16 protein-coding genes, 3 tRNA genes and 1 pseudogene are annotated in these 18,390 nt (G+C 70.7%); 9 read left to right on the top strand and 11 right to left on the bottom strand.

What is annotated here, in order from left to right; genetic code table 11:
- Nucleotides 1-81 precede the first annotated feature (81 nt).
- On the bottom strand, nucleotides 82-597 hold the full coding sequence (locus tag K8V84_RS21045) for a helix-turn-helix transcriptional regulator (RefSeq protein ID WP_304077692.1): 516 nt from the start codon (nucleotides 595-597) through the stop codon (nucleotides 82-84).
- A 224-nt stretch (nucleotides 598-821) separates the two neighbouring features.
- On the opposite strand from K8V84_RS21045, the gene K8V84_RS21040 reads away from it, so the two are divergent.
- Together K8V84_RS21040 and K8V84_RS21035 are read left to right on the top strand one after the other, a co-directional pair.
- Nucleotides 822-1,319: a hypothetical protein gene (locus tag K8V84_RS21040; RefSeq protein ID WP_304077689.1), complete on the top strand. Its 498-nt coding sequence runs from the start codon at nucleotides 822-824 to the stop codon at nucleotides 1,317-1,319.
- Nucleotides 1,320-1,501: 182 nt separating this feature from the next.
- On the top strand, nucleotides 1,502-2,617 hold the full coding sequence (locus tag K8V84_RS21035; RefSeq protein WP_304077688.1) for a hypothetical protein: 1,116 nt from the start codon (nucleotides 1,502-1,504) through the stop codon (nucleotides 2,615-2,617).
- Between the two features lie 90 nt (nucleotides 2,618-2,707).
- Here K8V84_RS21035 and K8V84_RS21030 read toward each other — a convergent pair whose 3' ends face one another.
- The 3 genes from K8V84_RS21030 to K8V84_RS21020 form a co-directional block, all read right to left on the bottom strand.
- Nucleotides 2,708-3,154: a carboxymuconolactone decarboxylase family protein gene (locus K8V84_RS21030; protein WP_304077686.1), complete on the bottom strand. Its 447-nt coding sequence runs from the start codon at nucleotides 3,152-3,154 to the stop codon at nucleotides 2,708-2,710.
- 123 nt (nucleotides 3,155-3,277) lie between these two features.
- The gene (locus tag K8V84_RS21025) at nucleotides 3,278-3,967 is read right to left on the bottom strand and encodes a response regulator transcription factor (RefSeq protein WP_304077683.1); all 690 of its coding nucleotides are present in this window, start codon (nucleotides 3,965-3,967) and stop codon (nucleotides 3,278-3,280) included.
- Nucleotides 3,967-5,280 (bottom strand): sensor histidine kinase, encoded by a 1,314-nt coding sequence (locus tag K8V84_RS21020; protein WP_304077680.1) that lies wholly within the window; start codon nucleotides 5,278-5,280, stop codon nucleotides 3,967-3,969. The genes K8V84_RS21025 and K8V84_RS21020 overlap by 1 nt, the downstream gene beginning before the upstream one ends.
- Nucleotides 5,281-5,464: 184 nt before the next feature.
- On the opposite strand from K8V84_RS21020, the gene K8V84_RS21015 reads away from it, so the two are divergent.
- Together K8V84_RS21015 and K8V84_RS21010 are read left to right on the top strand one after the other, a co-directional pair.
- The gene (locus K8V84_RS21015; protein ID WP_304077677.1) at nucleotides 5,465-6,256 is read left to right on the top strand and encodes an ABC transporter ATP-binding protein; all 792 of its coding nucleotides are present in this window, start codon (nucleotides 5,465-5,467) and stop codon (nucleotides 6,254-6,256) included.
- Nucleotides 6,241-7,899, top strand: a complete 1,659-nt coding sequence (locus tag K8V84_RS21010) for a hypothetical protein (RefSeq protein ID WP_304077675.1) — start codon at nucleotides 6,241-6,243, stop codon at nucleotides 7,897-7,899. The genes K8V84_RS21015 and K8V84_RS21010 overlap by 16 nt, the downstream gene beginning before the upstream one ends.
- Before the next feature lie 93 nt (nucleotides 7,900-7,992).
- Here the strand turns inward: K8V84_RS21010 and K8V84_RS21005 are convergent, their stop codons facing one another.
- The gene (locus K8V84_RS21005; protein ID WP_304077673.1) at nucleotides 7,993-8,646 is read right to left on the bottom strand and encodes a TetR/AcrR family transcriptional regulator; all 654 of its coding nucleotides are present in this window, start codon (nucleotides 8,644-8,646) and stop codon (nucleotides 7,993-7,995) included.
- Between the two features lie 192 nt (nucleotides 8,647-8,838).
- On the opposite strand from K8V84_RS21005, the gene K8V84_RS21000 reads away from it, so the two are divergent.
- A complete protein-coding gene (locus tag K8V84_RS21000; RefSeq protein WP_304077671.1) occupies nucleotides 8,839-10,014 on the top strand; it encodes an acyl-CoA dehydrogenase family protein in 1,176 nt (391 codons plus the stop codon).
- Between the two features lie 88 nt (nucleotides 10,015-10,102).
- Here K8V84_RS21000 and K8V84_RS20995 read toward each other — a convergent pair whose 3' ends face one another.
- The 3 genes from K8V84_RS20995 to K8V84_RS20985 form a co-directional block, all read right to left on the bottom strand.
- Complete coding sequence (locus K8V84_RS20995; protein WP_304077668.1) at nucleotides 10,103-10,477, bottom strand: FKBP-type peptidyl-prolyl cis-trans isomerase; 375 nt, start codon at nucleotides 10,475-10,477, stop codon at nucleotides 10,103-10,105.
- A gap of 94 nt (nucleotides 10,478-10,571) precedes the next feature.
- Nucleotides 10,572-11,756: a mannose-6-phosphate isomerase, class I gene (gene manA, locus K8V84_RS20990; RefSeq protein WP_304077665.1), complete on the bottom strand. Its 1,185-nt coding sequence runs from the start codon at nucleotides 11,754-11,756 to the stop codon at nucleotides 10,572-10,574.
- A gap of 558 nt (nucleotides 11,757-12,314) precedes the next feature.
- Entirely contained in the window at nucleotides 12,315-12,866 is a 552-nt protein-coding gene (locus K8V84_RS20985) for a TetR/AcrR family transcriptional regulator (RefSeq protein ID WP_304077663.1), read from the bottom strand.
- A 186-nt stretch (nucleotides 12,867-13,052) separates the two neighbouring features.
- Between K8V84_RS20985 and K8V84_RS20980 the strand changes: the two genes are divergently transcribed.
- Entirely contained in the window at nucleotides 13,053-14,750 is a 1,698-nt protein-coding gene (locus K8V84_RS20980) for an MFS transporter (RefSeq protein WP_304077659.1), read from the top strand.
- Nucleotides 14,751-14,870: 120 nt separating this feature from the next.
- On the opposite strand, the gene K8V84_RS20975 is transcribed toward K8V84_RS20980, so the two are convergent.
- Nucleotides 14,871-16,055, bottom strand: coding sequence for a molybdopterin molybdotransferase MoeA (locus K8V84_RS20975; protein WP_304077657.1), 1,185 nt, complete (start codon nucleotides 16,053-16,055; stop codon nucleotides 14,871-14,873).
- A gap of 204 nt (nucleotides 16,056-16,259) precedes the next feature.
- Here K8V84_RS20975 and K8V84_RS20970 point away from each other — a divergent pair.
- From K8V84_RS20970 to K8V84_RS20960, 3 genes are all read left to right on the top strand, one after another.
- Nucleotides 16,260-16,332 (top strand) — tRNA-Gly (locus K8V84_RS20970).
- A gap of 42 nt (nucleotides 16,333-16,374) precedes the next feature.
- Nucleotides 16,375-16,445 (top strand) — tRNA-Cys (locus K8V84_RS20965).
- A 14-nt stretch (nucleotides 16,446-16,459) separates the two neighbouring features.
- Nucleotides 16,460-16,533 (top strand) — tRNA-Val (locus tag K8V84_RS20960).
- Between the two features lie 661 nt (nucleotides 16,534-17,194).
- Here the strand turns inward: K8V84_RS20960 and K8V84_RS20955 are convergent.
- Both K8V84_RS20955 and K8V84_RS20950 read right to left on the bottom strand, forming a co-directional pair.
- On the bottom strand, nucleotides 17,195-18,121 hold the full coding sequence (locus K8V84_RS20955) for an MBL fold metallo-hydrolase (RefSeq protein WP_304077655.1): 927 nt from the start codon (nucleotides 18,119-18,121) through the stop codon (nucleotides 17,195-17,197).
- Nucleotides 18,118-18,390 (bottom strand): annotated as a pseudogene (locus K8V84_RS20950) (cyclase); the annotation flags it as partial. The gene K8V84_RS20955 and the pseudogene K8V84_RS20950, both read right to left, overlap by 4 nt.

Here is an 18,390-nt window from a genome sequence, read left to right as displayed (position 1 = left end):
CCGGTGCCGGTGGCGCCGCGACGGGCCGTCACCGCCGCCACCGGCAGGCGGGAGCCGTGGGATCGGAGGGCGGCGTCGGGTTCAGAGGACGCCCTTGGCGGCGACGAGGATCACCAGGAGCGGCACCAGTCGATCGCCGGGAACGACGTAGTGGCCACGGCGGCGGGTGGTGAGCCAACCGGCCGAGGCCAGTTGGTTGACGTGGTGGTAGATCTGGCCGGTGGTGCCGAACCCCTCCTGTTCCTTGAGTTCGGCGACGGTGGAGATCCCCGACCACACGGCCCGCAGGATGTTGAGCCGGACGGGGTTGCCCAAGGCGTCCAGGTCGGACGCGAGGGATGCCCAGTCGAGCTCGGCGAGTTCGTCGACGCCGAGGCCGTACCGCCATTCGACGGGGCCGTCCTCGGTTTCGAGGTGACCCGCGTAGAACACCGATCCGCCCCGGGGTCCGTGTTCCTTGAGGGTCTCCAGCACTCGGAGGGTCTCGACCACCGGGGAATCGTCCCGCGGCCCGGTGGCGTTCTCGGGAGGCTGTTCCAGTTCGGCGACCCGGGCCTCCAGGTCGGCGAGGCGTTGCTCGGTGGATCTCTCGCTCACGTGCCCAGCCTACCGAAGGCTACGGGATTACGTAAGAACGAATTATCGCCCCGGAGGAACCCGCCGGGCTTTGCCCGATCCAGAGCAACCGGTTCCGTCCCCGTGACGCCGCGTATCCCATGATGAAGGGGCGGTCCAGGCAGCCGCTCGCCCCTTGTACACCCGAGGTCTCGTCCCCACCGGGCCCGTCCACGGCTCGTCGGACGACCGGTAAGGAGCACCACATGCGCGCAGCCAACGGTTGGCGATACTTCGTCTGCACCCTGCTCATGGTCATCGGTGCCGTCAACGTCATCCAGGGGCTCACCGCTTTCCTCACTCCCGACTTCTTCCTGGCCCCCGAGTCACGGCTGTTGGTGCTGGAGTACGAGGGCTGGGGCCTGCTGTTCGGTGTCTGGGGCGTGCTGATGGTCGTCGCCGGCGCGGCGGTGCTGACCGGGCGCACCTGGGCGCGGGTCCTCGGCACCTTCCTGGCCTCGGTGAACGCGCTCGCCCAGCTGGTCTTCCTCATCGCCATGCCGCTGTGGTCGGCGATCGTGATCGCCATCGACATCCTGATCGTCTTCGGCCTCACCGCCGGATGGCCGTCCGCCACCCGGGAGAGCGGTGCCAGGGCCGTCTACCGGGCCGGATACCGGGCGGCTCAAGAGAAACCCGCCACCACACCGCGGCCCACCCCCTCTCCGGAACAGAACAGCCCACGTCACCGGTCCTCGGGCTGACCGCACCCGGTTTCCGCCCCGTTCCGCCTGTTCCGGAACGGGGCGGTTCTGTGTCCGGACGGCACGAGGACGGCGTGATGCGGTGTCCTTCGGCATCGACCTCCCACCGGCCGCGTCGTGGACGACGATGACCGCCCTGTGGACGCCCTTCCGGAGGGGCCCGGAAGACCTAGAATCAGGGCATGGCCTCCCCCCGAAACGGTGTCTCGGCGCCCCCGCCCTCCGTGTCCGCCGCGGTGATGACCCACCCCGACCGTGCCGAACAGGCCGCCCTGATCGCGGAGCGGACCGGCCTGCCACGGACCGGGGTGGCGTCCGACCCGGAACCGGACGGGCCGCCCACCGCCCTGCGCAGCGCGCGCGTGGCGTTCGGGGCCGCCGCGCTGCACCACACCGATCACCACCTGGTGCTGCAGGACGACGTCCGTCTCGCCCACGGGTTCGCCGCCACCCTGGAAACCATCCTGGCCGACCACCCCGGGTCACCGGTGTCCCTGTTCGTCGAGTGGGGCTCGCGCACCGCCGTCCTGGCCCGCTGGGCGGTGTTCACCGGGGTCGGCGCGGTCCCGGTGGTCAACCCGTACGCGCCCATCGTGGCGCTGGCCCTGCCACGGGAGATCTCCATGGAACTGGCCCGTTTCCTGGAGGACACCGAACTCTCCGGGGTGCCGGGAGATCGTGCGGTACTGCGCTTCATGCGCGAGCGCGGCCTCACCCCGTTGGTGGCGGTGCCCAACCCGGTGGAACACCAGGACCGTCCGAGCCTGGTCGGCAACGACGGACAGGGGCCGCGGAGGTCGGTCTGTTTCGCCCCCGGACCGGTGCGCCACCACGGCGGCATCCTGGAACCACCCAGGGCCCTGCCGTTCCTGCGCTGGAACCTCGGCACACCGGTGTTGGTCGATCTGGACCACGACGTCCCCCAGGCGCACCGACCACTGGCCGCGGTGCTGACCGGTTGGGGTGTGTCCGAAGAGGACCTGGCCACGGCGTTGAAGGCACATCACGGTGGCCTGTCCGGGGTGGTTCCGGAGCCCTACCTGACCTCGGTCTGGCACACCGCGGTGGCCGACGGCGCGATCCTGGAGGCCCGATGGCCCGGCACCGTGGCCGCGCTGCGCACCCGACTGACCGACCCCCTGGTGGAGGGCGCCCTGGCCACCCTGGTCCCGGGCGCGCTGCGCACCTTCGTCGACGTCGACCGGCTCGCCGAACACCGCGCCCGGGTGGTGGAGATGACCCTGTCCGCCCTGGAGTACGGGGCCGGGCACTGCCGGGTCCCCGGCGAGGAACTCTGAACTTCCCCACACCGGCCCGGGGGCGGCCCGAAGGGCGCGGCGTCCTCGTGTCCGCGGCCGCTCGAACCGGCCACGGACACTCGGTGCAGGTCAGCGCTTCTTGATGGGCAACCGACCGGTCACGGCCAGTCGGTTGTAGAGGTTGATCATCGCGATCGCGGACATCAGGGCGGCGAGCTCGGTCTCGTCGAAGTACCCGGCCGCCTCGTCGTAGGTGGCGTCGGACACCCCGTGCTCGCCCATCCGGGTCATCTCGTCGGTGAGGGCGAGGGCGGCCCGCTCACGCGGGGTGAAGATGTCACCCGCCTCGTACCAGGTGGGCACCAGGAAGAGGCGCTGTTGCGACTCGCCCTCCTTGAGTGCCTGTCGGGTGTGCAGGTCCACGCAGTAGGCGCAGCCGTTGAGCACCGAGGAACGCAGTTTGATCAGTTCGAGCACGGTGGTGTCGAGGTGCTCGGCCAGGATCCGGTCGACCTCATCGAGCTTCTTGTAGACCTGCGGGACCTTCTTCCCCCAGACCACACGGTTCTCGGCCACGGGCACTACCTCCTCGGTCGAACGTCTCGTCGAAGGCGATGCTACGTCCGAGGGTGTCTCCCCGACCGCGCGCCCCACGCGAAGTCACGTCGACACGTGTCGGCACGGGGTGAGCGCTCCGGCTCAGTCCGGGTTCTGGGCGTCGTGGGTGAGCAGCGCCAGCTGGATCCGTCCGCTCAGGTCCAGCTTGGTCAGGGCACTGGACACGTGCGCCTTGACCGTTCCCATCGACATGTACAGACGATCGGCGATCTCGGCGTTGGACAGCCCCGCCGTCACCGCCTCGGCGACCTCCCGTTCCCGGGTGCTGAGCAACTCCAGGCGTGTCCGGGCCCGTTCCCTGCGACGGGGCGCCCGGGCGCCTTCGGCCGGGTCCTGCCCGGCCACCCGGTCCATCAGGGCGCGCGCGACGCTGGGTGAGAGCACCGGTTCCCCGGCGGCGGCCCTGCGCACCGCCTCCACGATCCGTTCCGGTTCGGTGTGCTTGAGCAGGTAGCCCGCGGCCCCGGCGCGCAGCGCCCGCACCACGGTGGCGTCGGCGTCGAAGGTGGTGAGGACGAGCACCTGAGGTCCGGTGCCATCGCCCGAACGCAACTCCTCGGTGGCCGCGATCCCGTCCACGCCCGGCATGCGTACGTCCATCAGGACCACGTCGGGCCGGTGTTCGGCGACAGCGCCGTGCACCTCGGCCCCGTCCGCGGCCTCGCCCACCACCGCGATGTCGCCGTCTCCGGACAGCATCATGCGCAGTCCGGAACGGACCAGGGGGTCGTCGTCCACGAGCAGGACGCGGATCGGGGGATCGGTTCGCACTAGGTCACCTTCCGAGGTTCGTTCTCCGTCTCATCACCGGGCCGCGCGGCCTCGGCCTCCTCCGCAGCGCTCCCCGAGCCCTCGCCGGGTCCTTCCCCTGACCCTTCGGCGGGCCAGGGCAGGGTCGCGATCAGGCGGAACCGCCCGTTCCCCGGTCCGTGTTCCAGTCGCCCCCCGTCCAGGCGGACCCGTTCGGCCAACCCCGCCAGCCCGGCACCGGTGCCCGGGAGCTCCGGTGCCACCAGACCCATCGGCAGCGGGTTGCACACCACCACCTCCAGTCCTCGCCCGGGAGCTCCGGTCACCTCTACCGCGACCCGCGCGCTGGGAGCGTGCTTGCGGGTGTTGGTGAGTCCCTCCTGCACGACCCGGTAGGCGGTCCGCTGCACCTGTTCGCGGGGGCGTGCGTTCTCGGGCAGGTCGAGGTCGAACTCGACCCTTTCCCCGGCCTCGACCGCCTCCCGGACCAACCGCTGCAAATCGTCCAGACGCGGCTGCGGGGCGGAGCCGTCCTCCTCCCCCGGGTCCTCCCCGACCAGGTCGCCCGAGCGCAGCACGTCGAGGATGTCACCGAGTTCGTCCAGCACCCGGTGGGCGTTGTCGCGGATGACCCTCATCGCCGAACCCACCTCGGCGGCCTCCAGTGGGGCGGCCTCCCCGGTCTCGGCCCGTTCGGTGCGGTAGGCCAACGCCCCGGCGTGGACGGACAGCAGCGACATCCGGTGGGCGATGACGTCGTGCATCTCCCGCGCGATCCGGCGACGTTCCTCCACCCGGGCCGTGGTCAGACGTTCCTCGTGCATCTGTCGTTGGCGGCGCACGTCCTCGCGCAGACGTTCGACCAGGCTTCTTCGGGACCGGATCGCCGCGCCCCAGGCCAGGCAGGCGCTGAGCATCACGACGATCATCACCAGGATGACGACGGCGCCGCCGGGGTCCGGCGAGATCAGCACCACCCAGGGCAGCGACAGGACCATGGCCAACAGCGTGACCGCCGCGGCCCGTGGGAAGGGTCGGTAGGCGGCGAGCGAGATCAGGGCGACGACCAGCGCGCCCACCGCCGACACCGAGAAAGCCGAGACCAGGGTTACGCACAGGGCCACCGTGACGGGGTGCGAGCGCCGCCACCACAGGCCCGCGCAGCAGAGCGGCAGGAACGCCAGGTCCAGCCACAGCACCCAGTCCGGAACCCGGTCGACGGGGTGCAGCTCCCCTCCGTAGCCGGAAAAACCCACCAGGCCGTAGAGCACGGCGAACACGGTCAGCAGGGAGTCCACCGCCACGTCGCGGCGACTTCGGCGGTCGGGTTCCACGCCTTTCCTCCTCGCGATGTGCTGCGGCCGTCCACCCCAGATTAGAACGGTCTTGCGCCCACGGGCCTCGATCATGTGGCCAGGAGGACCCGGCGGTTCGGCGGGCCCGTCCGTCCACTCGACCGGCCGTCGATGTCCGTCCGGCCGATGCGCACCGCCCGCGTCCGCGTCCAGCATGGAGGGCATGAAGAGCACAAACCCACCCACGAGCGACGTACCGGCCTTGGAGCTGGAATCGTTGACCAAGACCTTCAACGAGACCCGGGCCGCGGACGGGGTGTCCCTTGCGGTCCCCCGCGGCACGATGCTCGGGTTGGTCGGCCCCAACGGTGCGGGCAAGACCACCTCGCTGTCGATGGCGGTGGGGCTGTTGCGCCCGGACTCCGGAACCGCGCGGGTCCTGGGCGTGGACGTGTGGACCGACCCGGTCGGCGCCAAGCGTCGCCTGGGTGTGCTGCCCGACGGCCTCTCCCTACCGGAACGCCTCACCGCCGGTGAACTCCTCGACTACTGGGGGCGCCTGCGCGGTCTCGAACGCGAGCTCACCCGTACCCGAGCCCAGGAGCTGCTCCAGGTTCTGGAGCTGGATCGGGCCGAACGGGACGGGGTTCTGGTCGCCGAGTACTCCACCGGCATGCGCAAGAAGATCGGGCTGGCCACGGCGTTGCTGCACGCACCGGAGGTCCTGGTCCTGGACGAGCCGTACGAGGCCGTGGACCCGGTGTCGGCGCGGGTGCTGACCGCCATCCTGCGCCGGTTCACCGACGGCGGCGGGACCGTCGTCATCTCCAGCCACGTCATGGCGCTGGTCGAGCAGCTCACCGACCGGGTGTCGATCATCACCGACGGTCGGGTGTTGGCCGACGGCACACTCGCCGAGGTGCGGGGGGCGGACGCGACCTTGGAGGACACCTTCGTGCGGCTGGTCGGCGCGCGCGAGGTCGGAGAGGGGGACCTGGCGTGGTTGAGCTCCTGATCCGGCTCAAGTTCACCCTGGGCCGGCACACCAGGAGCGGCACCCGGTGGCTGACGGTGATCCTGCTCGTGGGCGGTACCTCGTTCACCTGGTTCCTGACCCTGGCCGCCGCCTCCGACGCCGTGCGGTCGAGCCTGCTCATGCTGGCCATGGCCGTGTGGACGGCCTCGTGGCTCCTGGGCCCGACCATCACCAACGGCGTGGGGGTCCTGCGCTCGCAGTACTTCACGCTCCTGCCGCTGGACCGGAACCGGGTGGGCCTGGGCCTTTTGGTGACCATGTTCGTCGGGTTCGGCCCGGCGATGACGCTGGTGTCCGCCGCCGCCCTGGCCTGGCACGCCTACGTCTCGGATCCGGCGACCCTCTTCCTGGGGCTGCTGGGCATGCTGGCGCTGGTGGTGTTCTCGGTTTCCCTGGGACGGCTGGTGTTCCGGGCGCTGGGCGCGGCGATGCACTCCCGGCTCGGAATGGAGATCGCCTCACTCCAGTGGGGGCTGATCGTCGCCGGGCTGTTCTTCGGCTGGGTGGCGGTGCAGCCGGCGTTCGTCGCGGTGGGGAACCTCACCGAGCAGGGCATCGAGGGAACGGCCGCGACGGTCCTGGCCGTGCTGCCCACCTCCTGGCCGGTGCTGGCCGTGGACGCGGCGGCCGCGGGTTCGTGGAGCGCCGCCTTCACGTGGCTGGGCGCGTTCGTCCTGTTGACCGTGGTGACGGTGCTGGTCACCGGGCGCCTGCTGGCGCCGAGTGTGTCCACGCGTGGTGTGCGCCGACGGTCCCGCCCCCTGGGATCCGGGGTCCTGGAGCGCCGGCGGTCGTGGCTGCCGGACACCCCGCTGGGCGCGGTGGTCGGCAAGGAACTGCGCTCCTGGTGGCGGGACCCCTGGCGCGGCCTGGAACTGAGGTCGGCCCTGTACGCGGGTCTGTTCATCGGCCTGTTGGGACTGCTCACCGAAATCCCCCAGGTCATGCTGTTCTCCGGGGTGTTCGCGGTGCTCATCATGGGCATGGGCGGGTCGAACATGTACGGGCACGACGGAACCGCCCTGTGGCTCACCGTGGTCGGCCAGGACCACGACACCCTCCGCGCCGACGTGCGCGGCCGACAGATCGCCATCGCCGTGCTCATCGGCCCGTTGGCGGCCCTGCTGAGCGCCGCCGCCATCGTCGTCTCCGGTGAGTACTGGTCGATCCCCTACGTGCTCGCCTGCCTGACGGTGTTCATCGGGGTGAGCAACGGGCTGGCTTCCCTGCTGTCGGTGGTGACCGTGACCCCGGGGGTCGACCCGCACAAGCGTGTGGACGCCAACGACACCGGTGACGTCCAGGTACAGGTGTGGACCATGCTGCTCACCATCCCGCTGCTGTCAGCGCCGACCATGGCGGTCCTCGCGTGGGGGGCCATCCAGGGGATGCCCTGGATCGCGGTGCCGGTGGCCCTGCTCAACGGGGTACCGGCCGCCTGGCTGCTGGGACGGATCGCCCACCGAAGGCTGGAGAGTCGGCTGCCGGAGACCTTCACCCGGATCCGCTACGGCAGGGAGATCGCGCGACAGTCGCTCTCCACGGCCGGGGGCGGTCTGCTCGACCGGCTGGAACGCGGCGCGTTGGCCACCAACGAGGAGATCAAGCCGACCGGTTCCTGAACGGTCCCGGTGCGTCCCGGGTCGCGTGGACGGCGACCCGGGACCGACCGTGCGCCTGGATCGACTCTCAGGCGCGGGCCCATGGCCGAGGGCTCAGTCCTTCGCACTCTCGGCCGTCTCGACACGGACCTTCTCGAAGACCGGGGTCAGACCGTCCAGGAAGGCGGTCAGCGCCAGCTCGAAGCTGTCCTCGTCGATCTCCGCGGCGACCTCGGCCAACCGGTGGGCCTGGGAGAGGTTCGGGTAACGGTCCTGGTAGACACGCACGTCGTCGTCGAACCCGCGCGCGAAGGAGTTGGTGGCGGCACCCACGACCAGGTACTTGGTGGAGGCGCCGATCATCGTGGCGAAGCGCGGCGGCCATCCGGCGCCCACCAGCCCCCCGTGAACCGCGTCGGCGCGGCGCAGCGCCTCCTCCCGGCGCCCGGGTCCGGAGGCGATCACCGGCAGCAGGTTCGGGTGCTCGGCCAGCGCCGCCCGGTAGGAGCGGGCCCAGGCGATCAGCCCGGCGCGCCAGTCCCCGCCCTCGAACTCGCTGACGTCCACGTGCGCCATGACCTCGTTGGCGACGTCGCTGAGCAGCTCCTCCTTGGTCCGATAGTGGCTGTACAACGAGGCGGCCTGGACGTCCAGCTCCTGGGCGATCCTGCGCATGGAGAGTTTCTCCAGGCCGTCCCGATCGATGAGCGTGATCGCGGCCTGCCGGATGGCCGGCTTGCTCAGAAGCGGAGTCTTGGGTCGGGCCACGGAAAGGCTCTCCTTCTACACTGCGCCGTCACCGGCCCGTCCGGCTCGGCGTCCGCCGATCATCGCACGGAGGCGCGGTGAGGTAGGACGGCGACGATTCGACCTAACACTGTTCGGTTACACCCTTGCGAGGGGGCACGACACACCGTACCCTCAAAGAACCGAACAGCGTTAGGTTATTGGAGAGCAGCCGTGATCGATTTCTCACTGAGCGAGGAGCAACGCGCCATCCAGAGCTGGGTGCGGACCTTCGTCGAGCGGGAGCTGATGCCCCTGGAGAACGAGGTTCTGCGGCGCGAACGCGAGGGCCACCCTCCCGGTCTGACCGCCGAGGAGCGCGACCGGCTGCGCGCCCTGGCCCGCAAGTCCGACTTCTGGGGCGTGGCCACGCCCGAGGAGTACGGCGGCATGGGCCTGGACGCGGTCAGCGAGGCCCTCATCGAGATCGAACTCGGTCGGACCTTCCTGACCTTCAAGTTCGGCGGCGAGGCCGACAACATCCTCTACCACGCCAACGAGGAACAGAAGCGGCGCTACCTGCTGCCCACCATCGCCGGCGAACGCAAGTCCTGCTTCGCCATCACCGAGCCCGGCGCCGGCTCCGACGCCAAGGCCATCCGCGCCAAGGCCGTCCGCGACGGCGACGAGTGGATCATCAACGGTGAGAAGACCTTCATCACCGGTGGCAACGAGGCCGACTTCACCATGGTCTTCGCCGTCACCGACCCGGAGAAGGGCGCCAACGGTGGCGTGACCTGCTTCCTCGTCGACCGTGAGATGGGCTGGACCTCCGAGCCCATCGACACCATGGGCGAGCGCCGCCCCGCCTCGCTCGTCTTCCAGGACGTGCGCGTCCCGCACGCCAACATCCTCGGTGAGGAGGGTCAGGGCTTCGCGCTGGCCATGAAGTGGATCGGCAAGGGCCGCTACCTGTTGCCGGCCCGCGCCCTGGGCGGCTGCGAACGACTGCTCGACATGGCCATCGAGTACTCCAAGACCCGCGAGACCTTCGGCGCTCCGATCGCCGACCGGCAGGCCATCCAGTGGATGATCGCCGACTCCCAGACCGAGATCGAGGCGCTGCGTCTGCTGGTGCTGCACGCCGCCTGGCAGGTCTCCCAGGGGCGCGACTCCCGGCACGCGCAGTCCATCGCCAAGCTGTTCGGCGGGGTCAAGGCCAACGAGATCGTCGACCGTGTCATGCAGATCCACGGCGGCATGGGTTACACCCGCGAGCTGCCCATCGAACGCTTCTACCGGGACGTCCGGCTGCTGCGCATCTTCGAGGGCACCGACGAGATCCAGCGCCGCACCATCGCCCGCGACCTGCTCAAGGGCCACGTGAAGGTGGGCGCAACCCTGGGGTAGGACGAGCGGGAGGGGCGAGGGCCCGCGGCGCGCCTGCACGCGCCACGGGCCCTCGCCGTGTCAGCCCCGCACGGGACGGAGAACCGGGTCAGCTGACGCCGACCAGGTCCACCACGAACACCAGGGTCTCCCCCGGCTTGATGATGCCGCCGGCGCCACGGTCGCCGTAGGCCAGGTGCGGCGGGATGACCAGCTGACGGCGGCCGCCCACGCGCATGCCCATGACGCCCTGGTCCCAGCCCGAGATGACCTGGCCGGAACCCAGACGGAAGTTGAGCGGCTCGCCGCGGTTCCAGCTGGCGTCGAACTCCTCGCCGGTGGAGTGGGCGACCCCGACGTACTGAACGCTGACGGTGCTGCCGTGGCCGGCCTGCTCGCCCTCGCCGACCTGGATGTCGGTGATCTCCAGGTCCGCCGGCGGCGTGCCCTCGATGAAGTCGATCTCCGGACGCTCGAGCGCCATAACGGGTCCCCTCTCGCTACTGTGAACTGCAGGGGCCCACGTTATCGGTGTTGTCGGTGTCCTCGTCCCGGAACCCGGTGCTCCACCGCTGCGCTCAGTGCGCGCCGATGGTCGTGGCGATCACGTGGCCCTGCCCCTCGACCTTGATGGGCCCGCTGTCGGCCTGCACGAACACCGACTCCCCCCGGCTCAGGGTGACTCCCTCGCCGACCTCGGCGACCAGTTCCACCTCGCCGTGCAGGACCAGGATCACGGTGGGACCGGCCCCTGGCAGGTGTGCGGTGACGCGGCCGGGGCCGATCTCGTGCAGCGCGAACTCGGGGGCGGGCGGACGGAACTCGCGGCGTCCGTCGAGGAAGTCGGGCCGGGCGTAGGGGATGGGCAGGACGGAGAAGTCCACCACGTCGAGCAGCTCGGGGGCGTCGACGTGTTTGCCGGTCAAACCGGCGCGGAGCACGTTGTCGGAGCTGGCCATCACCTCCACCGCGGTGCCCTGGAGGTAGGCGTGCAGGTTGCCCGCGGGCAGGAAGAGGGCCTGCCCCGGCCACAGGGTGAGCCGGTTCAGCAACAGTGCGGCGATCGCCCCGGGATCGCCCGGATAGCGGGCGGCCAGGTCGGCGACGATCTCGGCGTGCGCGCAGACGCGGTCGCGTTCGACCCACTCGGCGACGAACTCGTCGATCATCCGACCACGGTCGGCGCACGGGAGGCTGAGCAGGCGGGTCAGGGCGGCGCGCAGCGCGGCGTGGGTGTCGGGGTGCGACAGGTCCTCGCGCAGCCGCACGGCAAGGTCGGAGTCGAGGCCCACCAGGTCGGTGTGGGTCGCTGAGGGCTCCCGGAAACCGCACAGGGCGTCGAACGGTTCCAGGGCGAGCAACAGCTCGGGCTTGTGGTGGGGGTCCCGGTAGTTGCGGTGCGGGGCGTCGACGGGGATCCCGGCGTTCTCCTCGGCCTCGTATCCGGAACGGGCGCGGGCGGCGTCGGGATGGACCTGCAGGGACAGGGGCGCCTCGGCCGCCAGGTACTTGAGGAGGTAGGGCAGGCGTGCGCCGAAGCGCTCGGCGGTGGCCGGGCCGAGCACGCGTTCGGGGTCCTGGGTGATCAGTTCGGGCAGGGGCCTGGAGCCGTCCCGGCAGTGCGCGGTGCTGGGCGCGCCGTGATGGGCTCCCAGCCACAGCTCCGCTTGGGGCGTGCCGTCGGGTTCGACGCCCAACAACCGTGGGATGGCGGCCCTCGCTCCCCAGGCGTACGGTCGTACCTGGTTGGTGAGCCTGTGCATCCGCTCCCCACTTTCCCGTCTGCGTGTTCTCACCCCGTGGACACCCCGGCGAGGTGGGAACAGTCTCGCGAAGAGCGGCCCCCGGGTCGACCCGGCACACCCCACTCGTCGAGGTAGTGCACACTTCACCTCACCAGGTAAGCAGGCCCGCGACCGGCACGAAACCCGACCACGGCAACGAAGTTACCGGGAAGTAAACCACGTTCCAGGGCACGTGAACAGCACCACACGGTCACCTTCCGGTCCCGTACAGGGGACCACGAAAACGGCCGGCATGAGGGGAACCGGGGCCGGCATCATGCCCTCGACGTGTCCTGCTCACCGGTGGGGCCCGTCGCACCCGCCCCCACGAGTACGGGAGAGCCCATGCGGCTGCGCCGAGGCGGTGGCCTGGTTGACCGAACGCGGATCCGGCGCCCAGTGGGGCACCGAACCCTGGTCGGGCGACCCCGACAAGGTGACGAAGGTGGACGGGACCACCACCGGGGGCTCGACGTGGGCGGGCACCTGCTGGACCACGCCAGGAACCGGGCGAGCGAGTCGGGTGGGGTCGCGGGGTCAGCGGGGACGACGGACCCGGTCCGATTCCTCGACCAGGCGGTCGATCATCCTCTGGGTGAGTTCGGGGTCGGGTCGGCCCAGCCCGGCGATCGCCGCCATGTACAGGCCGTCGCCGGCCCGCAGGATGATCTCGGCGAGGACGGGGTCCGTGAGCTCCTCGTGCAGCAGCTCGCGCCAGTGCGCGAACAGGTACTGCACGTGCCGGACCGCCTCCTCCTCCAACTCCTCGTGACTGCGCAGGGCGGCGATGAGCGCCCAGTACAGCTCTCGTTCCTCCGGGCTCTGCGGCAGCGACATGCGCAGGAAGACCCGGACCACGCCCTCCCCGCCCTCCCGGGCCTCCTTGAACTCGGCCTCGGCCAGCTCGACCAGCCGTTGGACCAACCCGTTCATCAGGGCGGCCTTGGAGGGGAAGTGGTACAGCAGTCCCCCCTTGGACACCTGAGCGTCGCGCGCCACGGCCTCCAGGGTCACCGCGGAGTAACCGACGCTGACAAGGATGTCCTGGAGCGAGTCGAGGATGCGGTCACGTGTGTTCGAAGTACTCACGATTGACACTGTACCGGCTGGACGGTACTGTACCGGCTGGACGGTTGAAGAGTCCCGGTCCAGCGTTCTGCGGCCCGACCGGTCGACCAGACTTCCCGCCCGGCCACGACGACACCCTTCGTTGCGGGCCACCTCCGCGCCCTCGCACGAGTCGCGCGACATCCCGATCCGACGAACGAGGGAATGATGAGCTCCGCCAAGACCGGAAACGACCCTGTCCGCGCGCACGGAGGCGACGGGGCCCCGCCCGCGCTCGCCGGCCCGCGCGAATGGGCCGCGCTCGCGGTCCTGGTACTGCCCGTGCTCCTGATCTCGGTCGACATGACCGTCTTGGGGTTCGCCGTACCGGCGTTGAGCGAGGCGCTCGGCCCCACCTCCGGTCAGCTGCTGTGGATCGTCGACATCTACGGCTTCATCCTGGCCGGCCTGCTGATCACCATGGGTTCGCTCGGTGACCGGATCGGGCGACGACGCCTGCTGATGACGGGATCGGCCGCCTTCGGCGTGGCCTCCCTGCTCGCGGCCTTCGCGCCCAACGCCGAGACGCTGATCGTCGCCCGCGCCCTGCTGGGCATCGCGGGCGCCTCACTGATGCCCTCGACCCTGTCGTTGCTGCGCAACATCTTCCTGGACCCGCGCCAGCGCCTGCTCGCCATCGCGATCTGGGCCTCCGGTTTCTCCGGTGGCGCCGCCCTCGGCCCGATCCTGGGCGGATGGTTGCTGGAGCACTTCTTCTGGGGCTCGGTGTTCCTGATCAACCTGCCCGTGATGGCGCTCATCCTGATCCTGGTGCCGTTGCTGGTGCGCGAGTCGCGCAACACCGACTCCGGCCGGATCGACCTGGTCAGCGTGGCGCTGTCGCTCGGCGCCATGCTGCCCATCGTGTACGGGATCAAGAAGCTGGCCTCCGAGGGTCTGACCGTGGTGCCGATCATCTCCCTCGTACTCGGCCTGACCCTGGGCTACCTGTTCGTCCGACGCCAGCGGGGGCTCACGGATCCGCTCATCGACATCGACCTGTTCCGCTCACGGGTGTTCAGCGTCGCCGTGGTCACCAACCTGATGATCGTGTTCTCGATGGTGGGGTCGTTGTTCTTCCTCACCCAGTACCTACAGCTGGTCCTCGGTGTCTCGCCCATGCGCGCCGGCATCGTGCTGGTGCCCGGCCTGGTGACCTCGGTCGTCGCCGGTCTGGTCGCAGCCCGGGTGGCCCGCCACCTGAGCCTGGCCACCGTGCTCGGGGTGTCCCTGACCGTCACCGCGGGCGGGTTCGCCACCTTGCTGTTCACCCCCGCCGACGACGTCACGCGTGGTGTGGTGCTGGTCGCCACGGCGTTCGTGTTGATCGCCCTGGGCACCGGTTTCGCCGAGACCCTGACCAACGGCGCCATCATGTCCGCGGCCCCGCCCAAGCGGGCCGGCGCCGCCTCGGCGATCTCCGAGACCGCCTACGAGATGGGCGGAGCGCTCGGCGTGGCCGTGCTGGGCAGTGTGCTGACCGCGTTCTACCGGACCAACCTGGCCGAGGTGGACGGGGTTCCGGCCGCGGCCACCGATGCGGCCCGGGAGACGTTGGGCGGCGCCGCCACCGCCGCGAACCAGGTGGGCGGCGGCGCGGGCGCGGCCCTGATGGACGGCGCGCGGGCCGCGTTCACCGACGGTATGCACCTGACCTCGACGATCGCCGTGGTGATCGTGCTGGTCGCGGCCGTGCAGGCCTGGTTCCTGCTGCGCGGGCGGGGCAACCCCGCGGTGGAGGCTCCGGCCCAGGCCGTGGCCCCCGAGCCCGGGCCCGAAGAAGGGACCGGTGCCGCGGAGGCGCCGGCCGGGTCGACGACCGTGGCGGCCTCGACCGACGAGGGCGAACGAGCCCCGGTTCGGTGAGAGCAGGGGGCGGCCCCGGGGAGCGTGTTCTCCCCGGGGCCGCCCCCTGTGGCCCATCGCACGTTCGACCGGCGACCGAGGGCCTCGATTCCACGCGGAAAGACGGAGCCGGCGGGTGACCTACGACCCCGGCAACCGGAGTAGTTCCACGTCCGTCCCCGGACCTTCCGGCGGGACCACCGCGTAGGCCTGGGCCAGCGCGGCCCCTCGCAGACTCCCCGGTCGGTCGTGGCCCACCGGTTCGGCCCGCCCGTCCACCACACGCACCGCCACCAGCCGGGTCTGACCCGTGTTCCGTCCCCGGACCTCGCCGACCAACGGTGCCCGCCCCAGACCCAGGGTCGCCTCGTCCCGGCCGACCATCCCTGCCAGCAGCGGAACCAGCAGCGTGAGGGAGGCGACCAGCGCGGCGTTCGGGTTGCCGGGCAGGCCCACGAAGACGGTCTCTTCGGTGTGCGCCAACAACTGCGGGTGTCCCGGCCGACAGGCCACCCCGTCCACCAGCACGTTCGTTCCGAGCCCGGCCAGAACCGCGCGCAGGTGGTCGGCCGGACCCTTGGAGGAGGATCCGCACACCACCACCACGTCGGCCTCGCTCCCGATCAGCGCCTCGTGCAGATCATCCTGGGCGTCACCCAGGTGGCGGATACGCACCGGTCGGCCACCCGCCCAGGTCACCACCCCGGGCAGGAGCGGGCCGATGGCGTCACGCACCGCCCCCTCGCCCGGCAGTCCGTCGGCCGTGATCTCGTCCCCGGTGACCAGCACCTCCACGGTGGGCAACCGCACCGGCAGCGTGTCATGCCCCAGTGAGGCGGCCAGCCCCAGGACCGCGGGGGTGACCTCGGCACCCGCCTCCAGCACGGTCTCGCCGGGAGCGGTCTCCTCCCCACTCCAGCGCACGTGCCGACCGGGCGGCGCTTCCCCGCTCACCCACCCGTCCACGACCTCGGCCTGCTCGTAGGGCAGCACCGACTCGGTGCCCTTGGGGACCCGCGCGCCCGTGGCGATCTCCACCGCCTCGCCCGCGGTCAACGACAGTCCGGCCACCGGGGTGCCCGCCAGTTGGGTCCCGGTCAGCCTCCAGGGGGCGGGGCCGGCCACCGCGTACCCGTCCATCGCCGAGGCGTCGAACGCGGGCAGCCCCACCAACGCCTTCAGGTCTTCGGCCGATCGGCCGCCCAGCGCCCGTTCCAGTGGAAGGTCCACCGCGGCGCAACCCCGCCGCTCCCCCAGCCCGCGGGCCAGCTCGCGCGCCCTTGACCAGGACGTCGCCCCCTGGTGCCTCCCGCACTCCTCCGCCACGGTCAGATCCTCCTTCTCGGAAGGTGCGCCCCGTCCTACCGGGCCCTGTAGTCGCGGACGCTACCGGGTGCCCCCGGTACCCCGGCCACCGCCGCACCCAACCTCGCCCAACATCGATTTTGCCGTCAGTCGAATCTCCGCTAAAGTCTTAACCAGCAGCAAGGCACGGCCTCGACAAAAATCGGAGGTCAGGCCCGAAAGCACGCGGACGTGGCTCAGCTGGTAGAGCATCACCTTGCCAAGGTGAGGGTCGCGGGTTCGAATCCCGTCGTCCGCTCGGAGGAGACGCTGGTGCGGTTCACCCCGCCCACGTGTACTCGGTGGAGTGGCCGAGAGGCGAGGCAGCGGCCTGCAAAGCCGTCTACACGGGTTCAAATCCCGTCTCCACCTCCCAGTTTCACCCAGGGCGATTAGCTCAGTCGGCTAGAGCACTACCTCGACACGGTAGGGGTCACAGGTTCGAGTCCTGTATCGCCCACACAGTATGACCAGTTCAGGGCATGTTCCGGAGAGATCCGGCACATGCCCTTCGCTGTGTCTGACCGTCGCTCGACCGCGGCAGCGGACGCCACCAGGCACCCCCGACCGTTCAAGTCCGACAGCAGAGGGCACCTCGATCCAGGTGTCAGCGGCTCATCCGGAGCGGTTTTCCCGCCGCCCCCCAGCCGCCTCGACTGCCCGAGACGGTCCGGATCAACGATCCCGCCAAACGCCGGAAGACCGCGTTACAGAACCCGTGACCGGTTCACCGTTTCAGTTGATTTGACGGCTACCGGGGGGCCGCCTGGTGCTGTTCACCGACGGGATCACCGAGACGCACAACCCGGGCGGCGACGGGTTCGGCCTGGACCTCCTGCGGAAGCGCGTCCAACCGGACCAGGTCATACGTGGAGTCCGCGACCCTGTTGCAGGAGTGCCCGCTGCCCGGGGCCCTGATCCGGGGCTGTCCCGCACCAGGACTCGGAGTCCGTCGAGGTCGGCGGGCCGGTGGATCCGCAGGCTGGCGTAGGTGAGGTTCCCGACCCAGTTGCGGACCGGCCCGGTTGAGGGGGGCACGGAGGAGGGCGCGGACGAGACAGCCATGGAGCGTCTCCCGGGCGAGGTGGCAGGGGGTGTCCAAGCCTACGGGGGCGGTGCTGTCAGGCCAGGCAGGTGGGGAGCCTTCCGCCGTTGAACTCGACCATCTCCTCGAAGGCGGCGAGCACGTCCAGGGGCGCGCCCGGTTCGGCCCCGTCGAGTTCGGCGTAGGCGCGATGCAGGTTTCCGACGATCCGTTCCGGGTCGATGAGGTCGGCGTAGGGGCCCGGGGCCGCCTCAAACGCCGTCTCCAACGGGGTGCGCCCCCGTCGGCGCCCTTTCTCTGCCAGCTCCCGGAGCCAGTGGGTGTACTCGATGGTCGACTCGATCGCCTCGGGACCGCAGACCGGCCCGTGCCCGCACACGAGCACCCGGGCGTCGAAGCCGCGCAGCCGTTCCAGCGCTTCCAGGGTTCCGCTGACGGACCCCATCAGGATGAACGGGGTACACCCGCTGAGTACGGTGTCGCCCGTGAAGAGGACCCGTTCGTCGGGCAGCCACACGACGACGTCGTTGGTGGTGTGGGCCGGACCCACGTAGTGCAGTTCCGCGACGCGGTCCCCGAGCCGCAGGTCGAGGCGGTCGGTGAAGGTCGTCGTGGGGGTCACCAGACGGATGTCGCCCCAGTCGACGTCCGGCCAGAGCCGGGTCAGCGCCAACCCGGTCTCCTCGATCTCCGCTACCGCCCGCTCGTGGGCGATCACCTCGGCGGAGTCGCCGAAGACGGAGTTACCGAAGACGTGGTCGCCGTGGTGGTGCGTGTTGACGACGATCCTGCGTGGCCCGGGCGCGAGTGCGTCCACCGCCCGGCTCAGGTCCTTCGCCCGCCGTTCGGTGGCGGCGGTGTCGACGACCACGGCACCGCCGTCGAAGACGATCACCCCGGAGTTGCTCAGGCACCAGCCCCCGTCGAGCTGGAGGTGGGCGTGGACCCCGTCGGCCACCTCCTGGACCAGGGGGGCGGCGGCCCGAGCCGCCACCCCCTTCACGAACCGTCCCGTGCACCCGGTGGAACACCGCGCGAGGCGTGCGCGGCGGCCCGTTCCAGGGTGGTCCTGCTGTTGGCGCCCAGCAGATCACGGATCCGGCTGCGGGCCTGGGCCAGAGTGGTTCCGGCGCCCAGGATTCGGCCGACGGCCTCCGTCGCCAGCAGCACCGTGTGGCGGGCGTGGGCCGTCGAGGACCCGTCCGGCTCGTCGTGGAAGGTCCAGGTCCCGCTGTGCCCCAGGAGGAGCTCCGGCAGGACCACCTGCTTGTA

This window comes from Nocardiopsis listeri (assembly GCF_020741345.1).
Lineage (GTDB): Bacteria > Actinomycetota > Actinomycetes > Streptosporangiales > Streptosporangiaceae > Nocardiopsis > Nocardiopsis listeri_A.
Note: the sequence above shows the minus strand (reverse complement) of the source record. Positions and strands in the feature narration are given on the sequence as shown.